At 74.5% G+C, this 21201-nt stretch carries 9 protein-coding genes and 1 tRNA gene; 8 read left to right on the top strand and 2 right to left on the bottom strand.

Features of this window, described 5'->3' with window-relative positions; translation table 11 throughout:
* The first annotated feature begins 53 nt into the window (after positions 1 to 53).
* The 4 genes from ACFRFC_RS07515 (at position 54) to ACFRFC_RS07530 (ending at position 3090) form a co-directional block, all read left to right on the top strand.
* Positions 54 to 623 (top strand): helix-turn-helix domain-containing protein, encoded by a 570-nt coding sequence (locus ACFRFC_RS07515; protein ID WP_382686513.1) that lies wholly within the window; start codon positions 54 to 56, stop codon positions 621 to 623.
* Positions 620 to 1210 (top strand): GNAT family N-acetyltransferase, encoded by a 591-nt coding sequence (locus ACFRFC_RS07520; RefSeq protein ID WP_382686511.1) that lies wholly within the window; start codon positions 620 to 622, stop codon positions 1208 to 1210. The genes ACFRFC_RS07515 and ACFRFC_RS07520 overlap by 4 nt, the downstream gene beginning before the upstream one ends.
* Positions 1211 to 1277: 67 nt before the next feature.
* Positions 1278 to 1637, top strand: coding sequence for an MmcQ/YjbR family DNA-binding protein (locus ACFRFC_RS07525; protein WP_382686508.1), 360 nt, complete (start codon positions 1278 to 1280; stop codon positions 1635 to 1637).
* Positions 1638 to 1725: 88 nt separating this feature from the next.
* Entirely contained in the window at positions 1726 to 3090 is a 1365-nt protein-coding gene (locus ACFRFC_RS07530) for an MFS transporter (RefSeq protein ID WP_382686505.1), read from the top strand.
* 16 nt (positions 3091 to 3106) lie between these two features.
* Here the strand turns inward: ACFRFC_RS07530 and ACFRFC_RS07535 are convergent, their stop codons facing one another.
* A complete protein-coding gene (locus tag ACFRFC_RS07535) occupies positions 3107 to 4027 on the bottom strand; it encodes a transketolase family protein (protein ID WP_382686503.1) in 921 nt (306 codons plus the stop codon).
* A 48-nt stretch (positions 4028 to 4075) separates the two neighbouring features.
* Positions 4076 to 4777, bottom strand: coding sequence for a transketolase (locus ACFRFC_RS07540; RefSeq protein ID WP_382686500.1), 702 nt, complete (start codon positions 4775 to 4777; stop codon positions 4076 to 4078).
* A 122-nt stretch (positions 4778 to 4899) separates the two neighbouring features.
* On the opposite strand from ACFRFC_RS07540, the gene ACFRFC_RS07545 reads away from it, so the two are divergent.
* From ACFRFC_RS07545 to ACFRFC_RS07560, 4 genes are all read left to right on the top strand, one after another.
* Positions 4900 to 4973 (top strand) — tRNA-Pro (locus tag ACFRFC_RS07545).
* Between the two features lie 301 nt (positions 4974 to 5274).
* A complete protein-coding gene (locus ACFRFC_RS07550; RefSeq protein WP_382686498.1) occupies positions 5275 to 11571 on the top strand; it encodes an amino acid adenylation domain-containing protein in 6297 nt (2098 codons plus the stop codon).
* A 173-nt stretch (positions 11572 to 11744) separates the two neighbouring features.
* Positions 11745 to 19049: an amino acid adenylation domain-containing protein gene (locus ACFRFC_RS07555; protein WP_382686495.1), complete on the top strand. Its 7305-nt coding sequence runs from the start codon at positions 11745 to 11747 to the stop codon at positions 19047 to 19049.
* 913 nt (positions 19050 to 19962) lie between these two features.
* Positions 19963 to 21195, top strand: a complete 1233-nt coding sequence (locus ACFRFC_RS07560; RefSeq protein ID WP_382686493.1) for a cytochrome P450 — start codon at positions 19963 to 19965, stop codon at positions 21193 to 21195.
* The last annotated feature ends 6 nt before the right edge of the window (positions 21196 to 21201 follow it).

Here is a 21201-nt window from a genome sequence, read left to right on the forward strand (position 1 = left end):
TCTCACATCTGGGATATCATCCCGAATGCGAGAGACGCGGTGAGGGGCGAAGGATGAGAGACGACGATCCCGTGGACGCCCGGCTGGCCACCCGCCTGGCCGAACTCCGCGCCGAGCGCGGCTGGTCGCTGGACGATCTCGCCGAGCGCACCGGAGTGAGCCGCTCCACCCTCTCCCGCGCCGAACGCGCCGAGATCAGCCCCACCGCCGCCACCCTCAACCGCCTCTGCCATGTCTATGGCCGGACCATGTCCCGGCTGCTCGGCGAGGTGGAGGCGGCCGGCCCCGCGCCGCTGCTGCGCGCCGCCGACCAGCCCGTGTGGGAGGACCGCGCGTCCGGTTTCGTACGCCGGTCCGTGTCGCCGCCGCATCCGGGGCTGCGCGGCGAACTGGTCGAGGGACGGCTGACGCCCGGCGCCGACATCGCCTACGACCGGCCGCCCGTGCCCGGCCTGGAACAGCACATCTGGCTCCTGGAGGGCAGGGTGGAGATCACGGCGGAGGACACCGGGTATCTGCTGGAGGCGGGGGACTGTCTGCGGCTGCGGGTGTGGGGGGCGACGCGGTTTTGGTGCCCGGGGCCGGGGGACGCGCGGTATGTGCTGGCGGTGGTGCTGCCGTGAGGATCACGCGCGTGGACGCCGCCCGCCTCGGCTTTCTGGCGGACGACTTGGCGGACCTGCTGGCCGACTCGGTCGACGGCGGCGCGTCGGTCGGTTTCCTCGCACCCCTCGAACGCGCGGAGGCGCTCGCGTGGTGGGGGGAGTGGGCGGCGGGGGTGGCCGAGGGGCGGCGGGCGGTGTGGGTCGCTACGGAGGCGGAGGGAGAGGAAGCGCGCCCGGGGGACGCGGGGGCGGGCGGAGAGGTGGGCCGGGTCGCGGGCCGGGTCGTCGGTACCGTGAGTCTCGCCTTTCCCGGCAAGCCCAACAGCCGTCATCGCGCCGAACTGGTCAAGCTGATGGTCCACCGCGACGCACGCGGGCGGGGCCTCGGCCGCCGGCTCCTGGCCACCGCCGAGGAGGCCGCCGCCGCGTCCGGCATCACGATGCTGCACCTGGACACCGAGACGGACAGCGGGGCCGAGCGGCTGTACGGCTCGGCGGGCTGGACCCGGATCGGCGCGATCCCCGACTACGCGGCCGACCCGCGGGGCGTGCCACGGCCGACGTCGATCTACTACAAGCGGCTGGCCCCGCACGCGCGCCCTTGAACCGGCCCGTCGCCGGAGACCCCCGCGCACCAGGCCCTTGTCAGTGGCAGCGGTTACCGTGCCTGTCATGCCGGATGCCGAAACCGTACGCCGAATCGCCCTGTCGCTGCCGGAGACGACGGAGAAGATCGCCTGGAGCATGCCCACCTTCCGGGTCGCGGGCAAGATGTTCGCCACGCTGCCCGAGGACGAGACCTCCATCGCCGTGCGCTGCCCCAAGGAGGAGCGCGACGAACTGGTCCTCGCCGAACCGGAGAAGTTCTGGATCGCCGGTCACGAGGCACAGTTCGCCTGGGTGCGGGTCCGGCTGGCCGCGCTGGAGGGCGAGGACGAGCTGAGGGACATCCTCGCCGACTCCTGGCGCCAGGCCGCCCCGACCCGACTCCTGGAAGCCCACCCCCGGCTGGGGACGCCCGCCGGGAGATGACGCGCCGGGGCGTTGTCAGTGGCCCGTGGCATGATCCGAAGATCAGTGGTGGGGATCGGCGGATCAGCCGGGGAGGGGTGCGCGCACGATGTCCGGGAGGTCAACGCAGTCGACGGGGGACGGCCCACCGGGAGCGGGAGTGGTAGGCGCCGTGGGGGCGGGGGCGCGGGACGGGAAGACCCCGCCGCCGGTCTGGTCGCGGGACTTCGGGCTGTTCTTCGTCGCCCGCGCGGTCGCCCGGCTCGGTGACACCATGCTGCCGGTGGCCCTGGCCGCCGGACTGCTCCAGCACGGGTACGGGGCGGGCGCGGTGGGCCTCGCGATGGCGTCGACGGCCGCCTCCTTCGCCGCGCTCGTCGTCTTCGGCGGGGTGATCGCCGACCGGTTCGGCACCCGGGGGCTGATGATCGGCGCCGACCTGGTGCGCCTGGTCACCCAGGCCGTGACGGCCGCGCTGTTCTTCTCCGGGCGGGTGGTGCTCTGGGAGATCTGCGCGATCGGCGTGGTCAACGGCGTGGCGGGCGCCGTCTTCCAGCCCGGCGTGGCCAGCACGGTCCCGCGGCTGGCCAGTGATGTCCAGGGCGCCAACGGCGCGATACGCATCGCCGAGTCCGCGGCCCAGCTCGCCGGACCCGCCGCCGCGGGTGTCCTGGTCGGACTCACCGACCCCGGCGGGGTGTTCGTCGCCCACGCGGCCACCTATGGGATCAGCGCGCTGTGCCTGCTGTTCCTCCGGCTGCCGAGACCGGCGTACGGCACGCGCCACACGCCGCACGGCCGGGCGAAGAGCACCTTCCGGGGCGATCTGGTGGAGGGCTGGCGGGAGTTCCGTTCCCGCACCTGGCTCTGGGGCGTGATCCTCGTCTGGTGTCTGTACATGATCGCCGTCTGGGGCCCGACCACCCCGCTGGTGGCGACCGAGGTGGTGGGCGAGCACGGCGCCGGGGCGTACGGCCTGGTCAATTCGGCGCTCGGGGCCGGGACCGTGGTCGGCGGACTGCTCGCCCTGCGGATCCGGCCGCGCCGGATGCTGCGCGCGGGCGCGATCAGCCTGCTCGGCTTCGCCGGGTTCCCGGCGACGGTCGGGCTCGGCATGGGCGTGGCCGCGATGGCGGCGGGCGCGGCGGTGGCGGGGGCCGGGATGGCGTTCTGGAGCGTGATGTGGGCGACCAGCGTCCAGACCCAGGTCCAGCCGGACGTCCTCAACCGGATCCATGCCTATGACGTGGCGGGCTCCCTCGCGATGATGCCGGTCGGCCAGGCCCTCGCCGGCCCGGCCGCCGCCGGTCTGGGTGCCGGAGGCGTCCTCATGGTGGCCGCCGTGACCAGCGTCTTCGTCGTCATCGCCCTGCTCGCGATACCGGCGGTCCGCAATCTCGTACGGGTGGACGCCCCACCGGTGGGCGCGGGCGGCCCGGCGATCCGGGAGGAGCGCGACCGGCAGCCGAGCTGAGGGCCCTTGCGAACGGTCACAGGGTGAGCGGCACCCGCGCTCCCGCCAGGAACCCGCTGATCCGCTCCCGCAGCGACCCGGCGTCCAGCCCGTGCGCCGCGGCATGCTCCTCGGCCGTGCCGTAGCGGCGCAGCTCACGGCGGCCCACGCCGAGGCCGAGGATCCGGTGCGGGACATCGGCGAGGGCATCGCCCGCGACGGCGGTGGAGGTGCCCGCGAGATACGGCTCGACCAGGACTACATCGGTTCCGGCCCGCTCGGTGGCGGCCCGCAGGGCGGCCGCGTCGAAGGGCCGTACGGTCGTGGCGTACAGGACCGTGACATCGAGGCCCTCGGTCGCGGCGAGCACGGCGTCCAGGGTCGGCCCGACGGCGACGACCACGCCGGAGCGGCCCGCGCGGACGGTGTGGAAACGGGCACCGTCGACCGGGAGCGGCTCGGCGTTCGACTGGACCGACAGCCGGACGTACACCTTGTCGTCGCCCGCGGCGACGGCGTGCCGGAGCAGGGTCTCGGCCTCGTCCGGGTGCCCCGGCACATGGACGGTCCAGCCGTCGAGCGTGTCCAGGACGGCGACATCGCCGGGCGCCATATGGGTGTACCCGCCCGCGGGCCAGTCGAAGGACGCGGCGGCGCTCACCAGCACCGCGCCCACGTCCTGATGGCCGAGGTCCAGCTTGACCTGCTCGAAGGGCCGCTCCACGAGGAAACTGGCGAAGGTGTGGATCACCGGCCGCAGCCCGGTCAGCGCCAGCCCCGCCCCGGCCCCGATGAGCAGCTGCTCACGGATCCCGACGTTGATCACCCGGTCCGGATGGCGCGGCCGTACGTCGTCGAACGCGGCCACGCCGATCTCGGCGAGGACCACCGCGACCCGCGGATCCTCGTCGAGCAGCCGCGCCATGGTGGGGGCGAAACGGTCACGCATGGTGTCCATGGTGGGAAGGTGCCTTTCGTAGGTGGGGAGGCCCCGGACGGACGGGAACTACTTGGCTTCGACGCGGGCCACGACGACATGCGGGCGGCCGGGGTGCGGTGCGGTGAAGGCGTCGTACAGCGCCCGGTGATCGCGGCCGTCGACCGTGCGGGCGGACCAGCCCGCGGCCTCGAAGCGGGCGGCGATCCCGCCGGGCCGGGCGTAGGTGGCGGAGGAGTTGTCGACCACGACCGTGTGCAGCCGCTCCAGGCCGGCCGGACCGGCGTACGCGATGGCCTCGTGATTGCTGCCCTCGTCCAGCTCGGCGTCCCCGATCAGCGTCCACACCGCCGGCCCGGGGAGCCCCTGGGCGCGCAGTCCCAGCGCCGTGCCGACGGCGATCGGCAGCCCGTGCCCCAGCGAACCGCTGCCGATCTCCACGCCGGGCACCAGGGTGCGGTCGGGATGGTGACCGAGCGGGGAGTCGTACGAACCGAAACCGGAGAGCCACCCGACCGGCACGAACCCCTTGGCGGCCAGGACCGCGTAGTACGCCATCGGCCCGTGCCCCTTGGACAGCAGGAACCGGTCCCGCCCGGGATCCGTCCTGCGCCCGGGGCTCACCCGCAGCACCCGGTCGTAGAGCACCCACAGCACGTCCAGGGTGGAGGTCGCGGCCGGTCCGTGCTTCTCGTCGCCGGTCATCCGGCTCATCAGCGCGGGCAGGTCGTCGTAGCCGAAGGAGCGCTCGCGCGGTTCGGTGATCGTCATACGGACGATGGTGCAACCTCAACCGAAGTTCAGGTCAAGGAAACGGGTGCGCGACCACCCGGCGGAGTGCGGTATGGTTTCTGTGCGCGTTCGGCCAGGGAAACGCCCAGGTCAGACGGCATCGGGACGTGGCGCAGCTTGGTAGCGCACTTGACTGGGGGTCAAGGGGTCGCAGGTTCAAATCCTGTCGTCCCGACTGGAGACAGTCGCAGGTCAGGGCCGGTTTCGGAGAGATCCGAAACCGGCCCTTGATCGTTCCTGGGGACCGGTTGACGACCGGCGTCCTTGACCCGGGTCAGCGGGTCATGACGATGGGGCCCGGCGGCGAGCGCGGTGCGCCCAGGGGCAGTTCGCGATCGGCGCCGTGCTGTGCCGTGCCCTGACCTGCACCGAGTCGGCACGGCAGCCCGTACTGCGCGCGGTGCTGCGTTTTCTTCCCTATGGGGCCCGTGGCCGTCGACGGCAGTCTGCTGTGAAACACGGCTTGGAGGCTCACAGTGACAGCAGGACCGGCCCCCGAGAGGGCCTTGGACGGCGTCGACACCCGCACCGCGTCCTTCGCGCAGCGCCGACTGTGGTTCATGGACCAGCTCGCCGGTTCCTCCAGCGAGTCGATGCTCCCGCTGGTCCTGCGGCTGCACGGCGATCTGGACCCGGAGCGGCTGCACCGGTCGCTGTCCTCGGTCGTGGACCGGCACGAGGTGCTGCGCACCCGGTTCACGGCCGTCGACGGCGAACCGGTCCCGGTGGTCGACGCCCCGGACGGCATCGCCCTGGAGCGGGTCGAGGCGAAGGGCGCAGACGACCTGTACGCCCGCTTCCTCGGACGGCCCGTCGACCTCGCGGCGCAGCCGCCCGTCCGCGCCGTCCTCGCCCGCGTCGCCCCCGACGAGCATCTGCTGCTGGTCGAGGTGCACCACATCGCCGTGGACGGCTGGTCGTGGGGCGTCCTGCTGGAGGAACTCGCCGCCGGATACCGCGGCGAACCCGTCACCCCGCCCGCCGTCGCCTACCCCGACCTGGCCCGCGCCCAGACCGAACGCCTGCGCGGCCCGCGTCTGGAGCGCCTGCTCGGCCACTGGCGCGAGCGGCTGTCCGGCCTCACGCCGCTCGGCCTGCCCACCGACCGGCCACGCCCGCGCACCTGGGACGGCTCGGGCGATGTCGTCCGCTTCGACCTGCCCGCCGACCTGGTCGCCGCCGTGGACACCTTCGCCCGCGCACGCCGCGCCACGCGCTACATGGTCCTGCTCACCGCCTACCAGGCCCTCCTCGGCCACTGGGCCGGCCACGACGACATCGCCGTGTGCAGCACCCTCGCCGACCGCGCCCGCCCCGGCGCCGATGCCCTCATCGGCCCCCTGGTCAACACCATCGTCCTGCGCACCGACCTCGCGGGCGGACCCGGCTTCACCACCCTGCTCGACCGGGTGCGCGGCCGGGTCCCGGTGGACCTCGCGCACGCCGAGGCGCCCTTCGACCTCGTCGTCGGTGCCCTCGGCGGCTCCCGCGACCTGTCCCGGCACCCGCTCGCCCAGGCGTCGTTCACCCTCCTCAACACACCGATCCAGCCGGTCCGGATGCCTGGGCTTGAGGTGTCCCTGGTCGAACCGCCGCTCGCCGAGACCCCGTTGGACGTCTTCCTCGATCTCACGCTGCGCGCGGACGGCAGCATCGCCGCCCTGCTCCAGTACGCCACCGCCCTGTTCGACACCGCCACCATGCGGGCGTTCGCCCAGGCGTACGTGTCTCTGGTCCGCGCCGTCCTGGCCGCACCCGACACCCCCGTGCGGGAGCTGGCCCGCGCGCTTCCCCCGCGTCCCGGCGCGCTCGCCCGGCCCCGCCCCGACTGGCATCGCGCCCCCGACGCTCCCGCCGCCCGGGCGCCGCACCTCACCTTCCGCGGCAGCCCCGGAGCGACAGCGCTCACCTGCGGCGACGACAGCGCCACCTACGCGGACCTCGACGCGATGACGGGCGATCTGGCCGCCGCACTGAGGACCGCGGGCGTCGCACCGGGCGACGCGGTGGGCGTCCTGCTGCGCCGGGGAGTGTGGTCGGTCGCCGCCATCGAGGGGATCTGGCGGGCCGGCGGGGTCTATGTCCCCCTCGACCCCGAACTCCCCGCCGAGCGACTGCGGTTCATGGCCGGGGAGGCCCGCCTCGCCTGCGTGATCGGCGACCCGGCGACCGCCGCCGACGCCGACGCCCTGGCCCCCGTACGCATTGATGCCACGACCGTCGCCCCGGCCGCCGACGGCCCTCGCCACCGGCCGCACCCGCGTGAACTCGCCCATGTCATCTTCACCTCCGGGTCGACCGGGCACCCCAAGGCCGTCGGTGTCGAACACGCCGCCCTCGCCTCGCACGTGGCCGCGGCCCGCGCCCGCTTCGGCATCACCGCCGCCGACCGGGTCCTGGCCTTCGCCTCCTTCTCCTTCGACGCCTCCCTCGACCAGGTTCTGCCCGCCCTCACCTCCGGCGCCACCGTCGTGATGCGTCCCGACGAGCCCTGGCTGCCCACCCAGGTCCCCGAGATCGTCCAGCGGCACGCTCTGACCGTCGTCAACGTGCCCCCGACCTACTGGGCCGAACTGACGCTCTCCCTGGACCGGCGCCTCGCCGCCGCCCTCGGCACCCTGCGGCTGCTGGTCCTGGGCGGCGAGGCCGTCCCGCCCGACACCCTCGCCGCGTGGCGTGCCGCCGTCCCCCGGGTCCGGGTCGTCAACGCCTACGGCCCCACCGAGACCACCGTCACCGCCACCACCTACGACGCCGACGACCCGCCCGCCCACACCGTGCCCATCGGCCGGCCCCTGGGCGAGCGCCGCGTGTACGTCGTCGACACCGACGGCGCACCCGTCCCGGTCGGTGTCGGCGGTGAACTCCTCATCGGCGGCACCGAGGTGGCACGCGGCTATCTGGGCCGCCCCGCCCTGACCGCCGAACGCTTCGTGCCCGACCCCCACGGGCCGCCCGGCGGACGCCTCTACCGCACCGGCGACATCGTGCGCTGGACACCCGGCGGAGACCTGGAGTTCCTCGGCCGCCACGACGACCAGGTCAAGGTCCGCGGCTTCCGTATCGAACTCGGCGAGGTGGAGACGGTGCTGCGGGCCTGCCCGCTCGTCGCCCAGGCCGCCGCCCGCCCCGACCGCGCCACCGGCCGCAGCCTGATCGGCTACGTCGTGCCCGCCCCCGGCGCCCCCGCCGCACCGGATCGGCCCGAACTGCGCGCCTGGTGCGCGCGCTACCTCCCGCACCACGCCGTTCCGTCCGACTTCGTCGTCCTGGACGCCCTGCCGGTCGGGGTCTCCGGCAAACTCGACCGGTCCGCACTCCCCGACCCCGTGCACACCCGTTCCACCACCGGTGCCGCCTACGCGGCACCGCGTGACGAGACCGAGCGGATCGTCGCCGAGGTGTGGGCGGACGTGCTGGGCCTGGAGCGCGTCGGTCTCGACGACAGCTTCTTCGACCTCGGCGGGCACTCCCTGCTCGCCACCATGGCCGTCTCCCGGATCGCCCAGCGCCTGGGCCGCGAGATCGAACTGCGCACCGTGTTCGAGCACCCCACCGTCCGGGGCTTCGCCCCGCGCGTGGCCGCCGCCCGCGGCTCGGGCGGCACCGAGGTGGTGCCCGTCGACCGTGACCGGCCGCTGCCGCTCTCCTTCGCCCAGGAACGCCTGTGGTTCCTGGACCGCACCTCCGACCGGGGCGACTCCTATCTGCTGTGGTACTGCTGGCGGGTGCGCGGCGGCCTCGACCGCTCTGCCTGGCAGCGGGCCCTGGACGACCTGGTCGCCCGTCACGAGGTCCTGCGCACCGCCCTCATCGAGGCCGACGGCCGCCCGGTGCAGGAGGTGTGCGACCCGGTCGGTGTCCCGCTCCACTGGGAACGCGTGCCCGAGACCGCCGACGGACAGGACGACCGGGTCGAGGCGCTCCGCCCCGTCGCCGCGGCCTTCGCCACCCGCCGGTTCGATCTCGCCAGGCCGCCCCTGCTGCGCTCCGGCGTGTGGGAACTGGCCGACGACGACCATGTCGTGCTGATCGCGCTGCACCACGCCGTCACCGACGGCTGGTCCAAGGGCGTCCTGCTGGACGAACTCGCCCAGCACTACCACGCCCGCGTCCAGGCCCGCGCCGCCGGACTGCCGCCCCTGCCCGTGCAGTACGGCGACTTCGCCGTCTGGCAGCGGGACCGCGCCGACAGCGGCGCCCTGGAACCCCAACTCGCCTACTGGGAGCGCGTCCTGGACGGCACCCCGGTGCTGGACCTGCCCACGGACCGGCCCCGCCCCGCCGCGTTCACCGGCCGGGGCGGCGCGGTCGAGGTCGAACTGCCCCACGACCTCGTCGGCCGCGTCGACACCCTCGCCCGCGCGCACGGCGCCACCCGCTTCATGGTGCTGCTCGCCGCCGCCCAGGCGGTCCTGGCCCGCTGGACCGGACAGCGCGACATCCCGGTCGGCACCCCCGTCGCCGGGCGCGGACGGGTCGAACTGGAGCCCGTCGTCGGCTTCTTCGTCAACACGGTCGTGCTGCGCACGGACCTCTCCGGCAGACCTGCCCTCGGCACCCTCGTGGACCGGGTCCGCGATGTCGTCCTGGGCGCCTTCGACCACCAGGAGGTCCCCTTCGACCAGGTCGTGGAACGGCTGCGCCCCGAGCGCGACCTGTCCCGCAACCCGCTCTTCCAGGTCATGGTCGACGTCCAGGACGCCTTCCCCGGCCGCTCCGGCCTCCCGGGCCTGGACGCCACCGACCTCACCCTGCCCTGGAACTCCGCCAAGTTCGACCTCACCGTCACCTTCGTGATCCGCGACCGCGGCTTCGCACTCAACGTCGAGTACGCCGCCGACCTCTTCGACCCGGCCACCGCCACCCGCTTCGCCGACCACACCGGCCGGATGCTGCGCACGCTGGTCGACACCCCGGAAGTCCGCGTCGACGAGGCACCCCTGCTGTCGGCGGACGAACGCGAGGACCTGCTCACGGCCGCCGGACGCACCGCGCCCGCCGCACCCGCCTTCGCCCCGGCGGGCCGCCCGGACGCGACCGCCGTCGTCTGCGACGACACCGCCCTCACCTACGCCGACCTCGACGCCCGCGCCGGGGGGATCGCCGCCGCGCTCACGGACGCCGGCGCCGCCCCCGCCGACGCGATCGGGGTGTGCGTGGGCCGGGGCGTCCAGTCGGTCGCCGCCATGCTCGCCGTATGGCGGACCGGGGGCGTCTACGTCCCCCTCGACCCGCAGCTCCCGCCCGAGCGGCTGCGGTACATGCTTCAGGAGGCGGGCGTGGGACACGTGGTGTGCGACGCGCGCACCCGGGACGCGGTCGCCGCACTCGGCGTCCGGACCGTGCGCGCCGACGACAGCCCGCCCCTTCCCGGCGGCCACCGCCATCCGCCGCGACCCGACGACCTCGCCTACGTCATCTTCACCTCGGGCTCCACCGGCAGGCCCAAGGCCGTCGGCGTCGAGCACCACGCCCTGGACGCCCATGTCGCCACCGCCCGCGAGGCGTTCGGCCTCATCGACCGGGACCGGGTGCTCACCTTCGCCTCGACCTCCTTCGACGCCTCCCTGGAACAGATCCTGCCCGCGCTGAGCGTCGGCGCGAGCGTGGTCGTACGGCCCGACGAGATCTGGGCGCCGGAGGAACTCGCCGACCGGGTCGCCGCGACCGGGATCACCGTCATGGAACTGACCCCGTCCTACTGGGCGGAACTGGTGGCCCGCCTGGACGCGCTGGCCCCCCGGCTCGCCGGTCTGCGGCTGCTGGTGACCGGGGGAGAGGCGCTGCCCGCCGACCCGCTGGACCGGTGGTTCGCGCACCTGCCCGGCGTGCCCGTCGTCAACACCTACGGCCCCACCGAGTCGGTCATCTCCGCGACCGCGCACACCGTACGGGTCCGCCCCGGCGGACGGGTGCCCATCGGCCGCGCCCTGGGCAGCCGCCGCACCTACGTGGTCGATCCCCGCGGCGAACTGGCCCCGCACGGCGTCCCCGGCGAACTCCTCGTCGGTGGGCCGGAACTGGCCCGCGGATACCTCGGGAGGCCCGCCCTCACCGCCGAACGGTTCGTGCCCGACCCGCACGGCCGACCCGGCGCCCGCGTCTACCGCACCGGTGACATGGTGCGCCGACTGCCCTCCGGTGAGCTGGAGTTCCTCGGCCGCGACGACGACCAGGTCAAGATCCGCGGCTTCCGCGTCGAACCGGGCGAGGCCGAGGCCGTGCTGCGCGCCCACCCCGGCGTGCGCGGCGCCGCCGTGGTGGTCCGCACCCCGTACGGCGAACCGGCCCTGGTCGGCTACGTCGCGGGCGACGGCCTCTCCGAGGAAGCCCTCGCCACCCACTGCCGGACCCAGCTGCCGCACTACCTCGTCCCCTCGGCGTTCGTCCTGCTCGACGCCCTGCCACTGACCGTCCAGGGCAAACTGGACACCGCCGCCCTTCCCGAGCCCGCGGCCCGCGCACCGCACCCCCTCGTGACCCCGCGGACCCCGGCCGAGACGGTCGTCGCCCAGATCTGGTGCGAGGTCCTCGACCTGCCCCGGGTCGGCGTCCACGACGACTTCTTCGCCCTCGGCGGTCACTCTCTGCGCGCCGTCTCGGTCGCCTCCCGGCTGCGGACCGCGTTCGACTGCCCCTTCCAGGTCCGTGACCTGTTCGAACACCCGACCGTGGAACGGCTCGCCGCCGAGGTGGAACGCCGTCTGCTGGAGCTGATCTCGCAGATGAGCGATGACGAGATCGATCTGTCCCTGACCGCCGACTTCTGAGACCGCTGGCTTGTGAGACCGCTGCCTCTGAGGCCGGCGACCGCTGAGACCCCCGCCCCCGAGACCGCCGGCTTCTGAGACCGCTGACCTCTGACCGGCCGCGCGGGCCGCCCCGCCGACGGCCCGCGCCCACCCCCTCACCCCTCCGCAGACCTGAGATTCGGAGTGTCCCCATGACCACGTCCGACGTGCGCCCCGGTCCCCTCCCCACGGGAGGCGGCCTCTCCCCGGCCGCCCGGCGCCTGTGGGAACAGCGGCTGCGCGGCCGGTCGGCCGAGCGCGACGACGGCCCCGTCCGTGTCCGGCCCCGCCCGGAGCGGACCCCGCTGTCCGCCGCCCAGCAGCGCCTGTACTTCCTCGACCGGCTCGACCCCCACGCCCCCACCTACCTGCTGCCCGCCGCCTGGCGGCTCAGCGGCCCCCTGGACGTGCCGGCCCTGCGCGCCGCCGTCGCCGACCTCGTCGCCCGCCACGAACAACTGCGGGTCGTCTTCCCCGAGCACGAGGGCATCCCGCACCAGCGGGTCCTGCCCGCCGGCCGCGTAGGCCGAGCCGTCCTCGACCTCGTCGACGTGAGCGCCGCGGCGGGCGAGGACCCCGGCCGGCACCTGGACGGCGCCGTCCACGCCGCCGCGCTGCGCCCCTTCGACCTCGCCCGCGAGCCCGCCTTCCGGGCCACTCTCGTCCGCGCGGCCGACGACGACCACGTACTGGTCCTGGGAATGCACCACATCGTCTCCGACGGCTGGTCGCTCGGCATCCTCGTGCGTGACCTGGCCGAGCTGTACCGGGCCAGGACCGGGGCACACCGCGCCGACCTGCCCGAACTGCCCCTGGACTACGCCGACTACGCGCTCTGGCAGCGCGCCGGCGACCAGAGCGCCGCCCTGGACCACTGGACCGGACGGCTCGCCGGACTCACCCCGCTGGACCTGCCCACCGACCACCCGCGCCCCGAAACGCCGTCCAGCCGCGGCGAGGTCCACACCGTCACCCTGCCGCCCGCCCTGACCGACGCCCTCGCCGCCGTGGGCCGCCGGGCCGGGACGACGACGTACATGACGGTGCTGGCCGCCTTCCAGACCGCGCTCGCCTTCCACAGCGGACAGCACGACATCGCCGTCGGCACCGTCGTCGCCAACCGCGAACGCGCCGAGACGGAGCAAGTCGTCGGCTTCTTCGTCAACACGCTCGTGCTGCGCGGCGACCTCGGCGACGACCCGACCCCCGCCGCGCTGCTCGCCCGCACCCGCGAGCGGGTCCTGGACGCCTTCTCGCACCAGTCGCTGCCGTTCGAGAAGGTCGTCGACGCGCTCAGCCCCGAGCGCGACCTGGCCCGCAATCCCCTGGTGCAGGTGCTGTACACGCACACCGAGACCGGCGCGGGCACCCTCGTGCTCGGCGAGGCGAGCGGACGGCCGTACCGGATCGGGCTCACCACCGCCAAGTTCGACCTCACCCTCGACCTGCGCGAGGGCGCGGGCCGTACCGAACTGGCCTTCGTCTACCGGCCGGACCTGTTCGCCGAGGAGTCCGTCGCCGCGCTCGCCCGGCACACCGTGAGGTTCCTGGAGGCGTTCCACGCCGCCCCCGACACCCCGCTGAGCGCCGTCGACCCGCTCGGCGCGGCCGACCGCGCCCACCTGCTGGGACCGGACGGCCCCGCACGCGCCGGCGAGGACGGCGGTCCGGCCCCGCGCACCGCCGCCGACCGCCTCGCCGACCACATCGCCCGCACCCCGCACGCGGTCGCCGTCACCGGCTCGGGACGGTCCCTCACCTACGCCCGGCTCGACGCCCGTGCCACGGCACTGGCCCGGCGGCTGCGGGCGGCGGGCGTCACCGCGGGCGCGCTCGTCGGCGTCTGCCTCGACCGCACCCCCGAACTCGCCGTCGCCCTCCTCGCCATATGGCGGGCCGGCGCCGCCTATCTCCCGCTCGACCCGACCCACCCCCAGGCACGCCGCGAGTTCACCGTCGCCGACTCCGGCATCGAACTGATCGTCACGGACACCGCCACCCGGCACGCCGCCGAGGGACTGCCGGCCCGGCTGCTGGACCTGGACGACACCCTCGACCGGGCCGAGGACGGTCCCGACCGGGCCGAGGACGGTCCCGACCGGGCCGAGGACGCACCCGGAGCGCCGGACGCCGTCCCCGCCCTCGACGATCTCGCCTACGTCATCTACACCTCCGGCTCCACCGGCCGCCCCAAGGGCGTCGAGATCACCCACGGGAACCTGGCCTGGCTGCTCGGCGCCGCCGAACGGCACTTCGACTTCGGCCCCGACGACGTATGGACCCTGATGCATTCGCCCGCGTTCGACTTCTCCGTGTGGGAGCTGTGGGCCCCGCTCACCACCGGCGGGCGCGTCACGGTCCTCACCGCCGACCAGGTGCGCGATCCGGCCGCCGTCCTGCGGGTGCTGCGCGAGGAGGGCGTCACCGTCCTCAACCAGACCCCGGCCGCGTTCAAGGGCCTGCGCGCCCATCTCCAGGAGGCCGCGGCCGACTTCTCGGCCCTCGCCCTGCGCACCGTCGTCTTCGGCGGCGACGCCTTCGACGTACGCGACTACCGCGACTGGTTCACCGCCCCCGGTCCCCACCCGGCCCTGGTGAACATGTACGGCATCACCGAGACCACGGTGCACGTCACGATCCGCACCCTCACCGAGGACGACGTCCACGGCCCCGTCCGCTCACCCGTCGGACGCCCGCTCGACGGAGCCCACGGCTACGTCCTGGACGCGTCGGGCCGCCTCGTCCCGCGCGGCACGGTCGGTGAACTCCATGTCTCCGGCGGCGGAGTGGCGCGCGGCTACCGCAACCGGCCCGAGTTGACCGCCGAACGCTTCCTCGACGACCCCTTCGCCGCCCCCGGCACCCGGATGTACCGCACCGGCGACCTCGTCCGCGTCCTGCCCGACGGACAACTCGCCTACGTCGGCCGCGCCGACCACCAGGTCAAGATCCGCGGCCACCGCATCGAGCCCGGCGAGATCGAGACCGCCCTGCGCGCCCTGCCCGGCGTCGCCGACACCGCGGTCGTCGCCCGCCACGACGACGGCACCGCCCGTCTGGTCGCCCACGTCGTCACCCCCGAGGGCCGCCCCCTGGACGCGCCCGCCCTGCGGGAACGGCTACGGGTGACCCTGCCCGAGTACATGGTCCCCGCCCTCTTCGTACGCCACGAGCGGCTGCCCCTGACCGCCAACGGCAAGGTGGACCGCGCGGCCCTCACCGCGGTCCGCCCCACCGCGGCCGGACACTCCGCCCACATCGCCCCCGAGGGAGCGACCGAGCGGGCCCTGGCCGAGGTGTTCAGCCAGGTCCTGGGCGCCGAGCACGTCAGCCGCACCGACAACTTCTTCGACCTCGGCGGCGACTCCATCCTCGCCCTGCGGCTGGTCGGCGTCGGCCGGCTCGCCGGACTCGCGTTCACCGTCGCCGACGTCTTCCGCGCCCGCAGCCTCGAAGACCTCGCGGAACTCGTCACCGAGGCCGTCGACGCCCCCGAACCGGTCGCCCCCTTCTCCCTGGTCGACCCCGCCGACGCGGACCGGCTGCCCGAGGGCCTCGCCGACGCCTACCCGCTGACCATGCTCCAGGCGGGCATGCTGCACGAGATGCTCGCCGACCCCCGGCGCGGCGCCTACCACAACGTCACCGATCTCAAGATCAGCACCCCTGAAGGGTTCGACGCCGCCGCCTTCCAGGCCGCCGTCGACGCCGTCGTCGCCGCCCACCCGATCCTGCGGACCTGCGTCGACCTCGTCACCTACCGCGAGCCCCTCCAGCTCGTGCACCGCGCCGCCCGTCTGTCCGTCGGCTACACCGACCTGCGCGGCCTGCCCCGAGAGGAGCAGCGGGCCCGGCTGCGCCGCTTCGTCGACGAGGAGTTCGACCGCCGCTTCGACCTCGCCGCAGCCCCGCTCGTCCGTATCCACCTCCACCACATCACCGACCACGACCTGCGCCTCGTCCTCACCGACTGCCATGTCGTCCTCGACGGCTGGAGCCTGACCTCCCTCGTCGCCGACCTGCTCGCCCTGCACCGGGAGGCCGTCACCCAGCGCGTCGCCCCGCGCCCGCCGAGCGTCCCGGCCTTCGCCGAGTACGTCGCCCTGGAGCGGGCCGCCCTCGACAGCGAGGAGTCCCTGGCCTACTGGAGCGACCGGCTCGCCGCGCTGCGCCCCGTCACCCTGCGCCGCCGCACCGAGGCGCCGGCCCCGGACGAGCCGCCGGTGCACGAGGTGCGGCGCTCCTACGCCCACCTCGCCGAGCGCATCGGCCGCCTCGCCAAGGAGGCGGGCGTGCCCCGCCGTACCGTGCTCGTCGCGGCCTTCCACCACACGATGAGCCTGTTCGCCGACCGCGACGACAGCGTCCGGGGACACAGCGTCGGCCTGGTCACCAACGGCCGCCCGGAGGTGCCCGGCGCCGACCGGATGCGCGGACTGTTCCTCAACACCGTGCCGTTCGGCGTCGACCGCCCGCGCGGCGACTGGCTCTCCTATCTGCGGGACGTGTTCACCGCCGAGCAGGAGATGCTCCCGCACCGCAGGGTGCCCCTGGTCCGCATCGCCCGGCTGCGTCCCACCGAACCGAGCCTGACCGACACCGTCTTCAACTACGTCAACTTCCACCGGCTCGCGCACGACTCCTGGGACGACTCCCTGGAGATCGCCCGCACCATGTTCCCGCTGCTGGTGAACGCGAGCGTCAACGCCTTCACCCTCGACGTGGACCCGGCCCACGTCGCCCCGGCCACCGCCGAGCAGGTCGCCGACGTGTACGTGGCCCAGCTGGAGGCCATGACCGCCGACCCGCACGCCCGGGCCACCCGGCCGACGGCCACCGGCACCGCCCGCGCCACCGTCCTCGACTGGGCCAGCGGCCCCCAACTGCCCTCCTCTCCACTGCTGTTCCACGAGCACGTCGCCGCACAGGCCGCCCGCACCCCGCGCGCCGTCGCCGTCGAGCACCGCGGACAGCCGCTGACCTACGCCGAACTCCACCAGCAGGCCGAGCAGATGGCCCGGCGGCTGCGGCTGCTCGGCGTCGGACCGGAGACCGTGGTCGGCATCTGCGTCGACCGGGGCGCGGACTGGGTGCGCGCCGCCCTCGGTGTGCTGCGCTCGGGCGGCGCCTTCCTGCCGCTCGACCCGCAGCACCCCACCGAGCGGCTCGCGTTCATGGCCGGGGACAGCGGCATGCGGGTCCTGCTGACCCAGCGCGCCCTGGACGGCGCCGTACCCTTCGACGGGCCCACGATCCACCTGGACGTGCCCGCCGAGCCGGTCGGACCGGTGCCGGGCCGCGAGCCCGACGCCGACACGCTCGCCTACCTCATCTACACCTCCGGCTCCACCGGCGTCCCCAAGGGCGTCGCCATCGCGCACCGCGGTCTGTCCAACATGATCGAGGGCCAGCGCGACCTGGTGGACCCCACCCCCGAGGACCGCGTCCTCCAGTTCGCGTCCTTCGGCTTCGACGCCTCCGTCCTGGAGCTGACCTGGTCACTCACCAACGGCGGATGCCTGGTCACCGCGCCCACGCAGGAGCTGCGCCCCGGCCCGGACCTGGCCCGCACCCTGCGCGAGGCCCGGATCACCGGCGGCATGCTCCCGCCCAGCGCCCTCGCCGTCCTGGGCGAGGACACCTTCCCCGAACTGCGCGTCCTCCAGGTCGCGGGCGAGGCGTGCCCCGCCGAACTCGCCGACCGCTGGTCGGCCGGGCGCCGCTTCCAGAACGTCTACGGCCTCACCGAGACCACCGTCTGGTCGGTCGCCGCCGATCTCGCCCCCGGCCAGGGCCGCCCGCCCGTCGGCACCCCCATCCGCAACACCCGCGTCCACGTCCTCGACGACGACCTCCAGCCGGTCCCGGTCGGCGTCCCCGGCGAGATCCACCTCGGCGGACAGGCCGTCGGCCGCGGCTACCTGGACCGGCCCGCCCTGACCGCCGCCACCTACGTCCCCGACCCCTACGGTGAGCCCGGTGAACGGCTGTGCCGCACCGGCGACCTCGGCGCCTACCGGCCCGACGGCACCGTGGAGTGGCTGGGCCGCCGGGACGCCCAGGTCAAACTGCGCGGCTTCCGCATCGAACTCGGCGAGATCGAGCACGCGTTGCGCCGGCTGCCCGGCATCCGGCAGGCCGTCGTCCTGCACCGCACCGACCTGCCCGGCGGCGAACCCGCCCTCGTCGCCTACCTCGTCACCGCCGGCACCGGCCGGCCCACCCCCGAGGATCTGCGCGCCGCCCTGCGGACCACGCTGCCCGCGTACATGCTGCCCGCCCGCTTCGTCGTCCTGGACGAGCTGCCCGTCAACCGCAGCGGAAAGACCGACAAGCGGGCCCTGCCCCTGCCGCCGGCCGAACTCGACCACGACGAGAGCGGGTACGTCGCGCCCGCCACCCCGGCCGAGCGGATCCTCGGCGAGATCTGGCGCGAGGTACTGGGCCTGTCCCGCATCGGGGCGCACGACGACTTCTTCCGCATCGGCGGCAGCTCCCTGTCCACCGTCCGTGTCTCCCTGCTGGCCGCCGGACGCGGACTGCCCGTCACCGTCGGCGACCTGATCGAACACCCCACCCTCGCCCGCCTCGCCGCCCACGCCACCCGCGCGATCGGCCAGGCACTGCCCGCCACCGTCACCTCCGAGGTACGGCTGCGCGAGGGCGCGGGTGAACCCCTGTGGTGCGTGCACCCCACCGGGGGCAGCGCCGCCTGGTTCGTCCCGCTGGCCCGCGCCCTGCCGCCCGGCCGCGCCGTCCACGCCTTCCAGGCCCGTGGTCTCCTCGGCGGCGTCGACCCCAGCACGGTGACCGGCATCGCCGCCAACTACGCCGCCGAGATCACCGACCGCGCGGCGGCGGGCCCGCACGCCCTGCTCGGCTGGTCCATGGGCGCCAACATCGCCCTGGAGATGGCCACCCAGCTCCACCAGGCCGGACATCCCGTCGCCCCGCTCGTCCTCGTCGAGCCCTATCTGCCCAACCCCGTGGCCCGCGCCCGCCTCGACGGTGTCACCCGCGACCTGCGCGAAGCCCTGCGCCTGCGGGACCGGCTGCGCGCACTGCCGCCCTCCGCCCGGCGCGACCGGGCCACCGCCGAACTCACCGCCACCCTCCTCGGGGCGGGCATGAGCCCGGCCGAGGCCGCGCTCGTCGAGAACGCCCCCATCGAGGTCTGGCACTCCCTCCTGGCGGCCCTGGCCTCCTACGAGGTCCGGCCCCACCCCGGCCACCTCCACCTGGTGGTCGGCAGCGAGGCCGCCGGCCTGCCCCGCGGCGTCGCGATGCCCGGCCTCGACGTCGACCACGACACCTACGTCGACCGCTGGCGGCAGATCGCCCGCGGCGGGCTCACGCTCCACATCACCGACGGCGACCACATGTCGATGATGGCGGAGCCGCGGGTCACGGGGATCGCCACGCTGGTCGCTTCGCTGGAAACCGGGGAGGAGCGATGACGTCCGTCGCCGTCGCCGCCGCCGCGGTACCGGCCGGGTCCGCCGCCACGGGGCCGGGGACGGCCGCCGCCTCCGACCGGGTCCGTCCCTTGGGGGGTGGGTGGGTTGCGGGGTGGGCTGGGGCTGTCACTGGTCCGGGTGCGGTTGCCGTCTGTGACCGGGTCCGTCCCTTCGGGGGTGGGTGTGCCGCGGGGCCGACTGCGGACGTCACTGCTCCGGCTGCCGTTGCCGTCTTCGACGGGGCCCGCCGCCTTGGGGGTGGGTGTGTTTCGGGGTGGGCTGTGGCTGTCGCCGCTCCGGATGCCGTTGCCGTCTCCGGCCGGGTCCGTCGCTTCGGGGGCGGGAGTGTTTTGGCCTCGACCGTGGCTGTCACCGCTCCGGGTGCGGTTGCCGTCTCCGATCGGGTTCGTCCCTTCAGGGGCGGGAGTGTCTTGGCCTCGACCGTGGCCGTCACCGCTCTGGGTGCCGTCGCCGTCTCCGATCGGGTTCGTCGCTTCGGGGGCGGGAGTGTCTTGGCCTCGACCGTGGCCGTCACCGCTCTGGGTGCCGTCGCCGTTTCCGACCGGGCTCGCCCCTTCAAGGGCGGGAGTGTCTTGGCCTCGACCGTGGCTGTCGCCGCTCCGGGTGCCGTTGCCGTCTCCGACCGGGCTCGCCCCTTCAGGGGCGGGAGCGCCTCGGGGCCGACAGTGGCCCCGACCGCACCGGATGCCCGTACGCCGACCGTGGCCTCCACCGCACCAGCTGCCCCCACGCCGACCGTGACCCCCACCACACCAACTGCCCCCACACCGTCGGCGGCCCCCACCGCACCGGCTCGGTCCGCCCTCGTGCCGTCGGGGACCTGTGCCCCCGCCCACCGGGCTGCCCCCGTCCACCGAGCCACCCCCGCCGCCCCGGACCCGGGAGAGACCCGATGACCACCGCCCCCGCACCCGCCCGTACCGAGCGCTATCTGCTCGCCCCCGACCTGGTCGCCGATCCCTACGACCACCTCGACGCGCTGCGCGAGAGCGCGCCCGTGCAGTGGAGTCCGCTGCATCATGCCTGGCTCGTCACCGGGTACGACCAGGTGATGCGGTGCCTGCGTGACCGGGCCGTCTCCGCCGACCGGGTCCGGCCCCTGATGGACGCCGTCCCCCAGGGGGCCCGCGAGGACGCCGAGCGGGCCTTCGGCATCCTGTCGCGCTGGATGGTCTTCAACGACCCGCCCCAGCACCGCAGACTGCGCCAGGTCTTCCAGGAGGCGTTCGCCGCCCGGACCGTGGCCCGCTACAGCGCCTTCACCGAGAAGGCGACCCGCGCCGTGCTGGACCGCAAGGCCGTGCCCGGCCGGACCGGCGACCTCATGGCGGACGTCGCGAAACCGCTGCCCGCCCTGGTGTTCGCGCGCTGGCTCGGTATCCCGCCCACCGACGGACCTTCCTTCTGGTACTGGAACACCCGCGTGGCCGACCTCGTCCTCGGCACCGCCCAGGAGGAGAGCGAGTACCGCGCCTCCCTCCAGGCCCTGGTCAGCCTGGAGGACTACCTCGGCACGCTGGTCGCCCGGCGGCGCGCGGCGCCCGGCGACGATCTGATCAGCCAGGTCCTCACGGAGGGCCGGGTGGGCGACTCGGTCAGCGAGGAGGAGTTCGTCGGGATGCTCACCCAGATGGCGTTCGCCGGCGGCGAGACCACCAGCAACCTCATCGCCAACACGGTCCTCGCCCTGCACACCCGCCCCGGTCAACTGGCCGCCGTACGCGCCGACCCCGAGCTGGCCCAAGGCGCGGTGGAGGAGACCCTGCGCCTGGACGGCCCGTCCAAGATCTCCGTCCGCACCGCCGCCCAGGACCTCGACCTGGACGGCCACCGGCTGCGCGCCGGGGACCGTATCTTCCTGGTCACCGCCGCCGCCAACCGCGACCCCGCCCGCTTCCCCGACCCCGGCCGGTTCGACGTCACCCGCACCGGCGCCACCCACCTCGGCTTCGGCTTCGGCGCCCACTTCTGCATCGGCGCCGCCCTGGCCCGGCTGGTGGCGGTGTCCGCCGTACGCACGCTGGTGTGCGAGCGGCCGGGGCTGGCCCTGGCCGCACCGGAGCGGCTCGCCTGGCAGCCGTCCCTGCTCAACCGGAGCCTCACCGCCCTGCCCGTCCGCTACTGACCGGCC

It is taken from the genome of Streptomyces sp. NPDC056734, assembly GCF_042790455.1.
Taxonomy (GTDB): domain Bacteria; phylum Actinomycetota; class Actinomycetes; order Streptomycetales; family Streptomycetaceae; genus Streptomyces.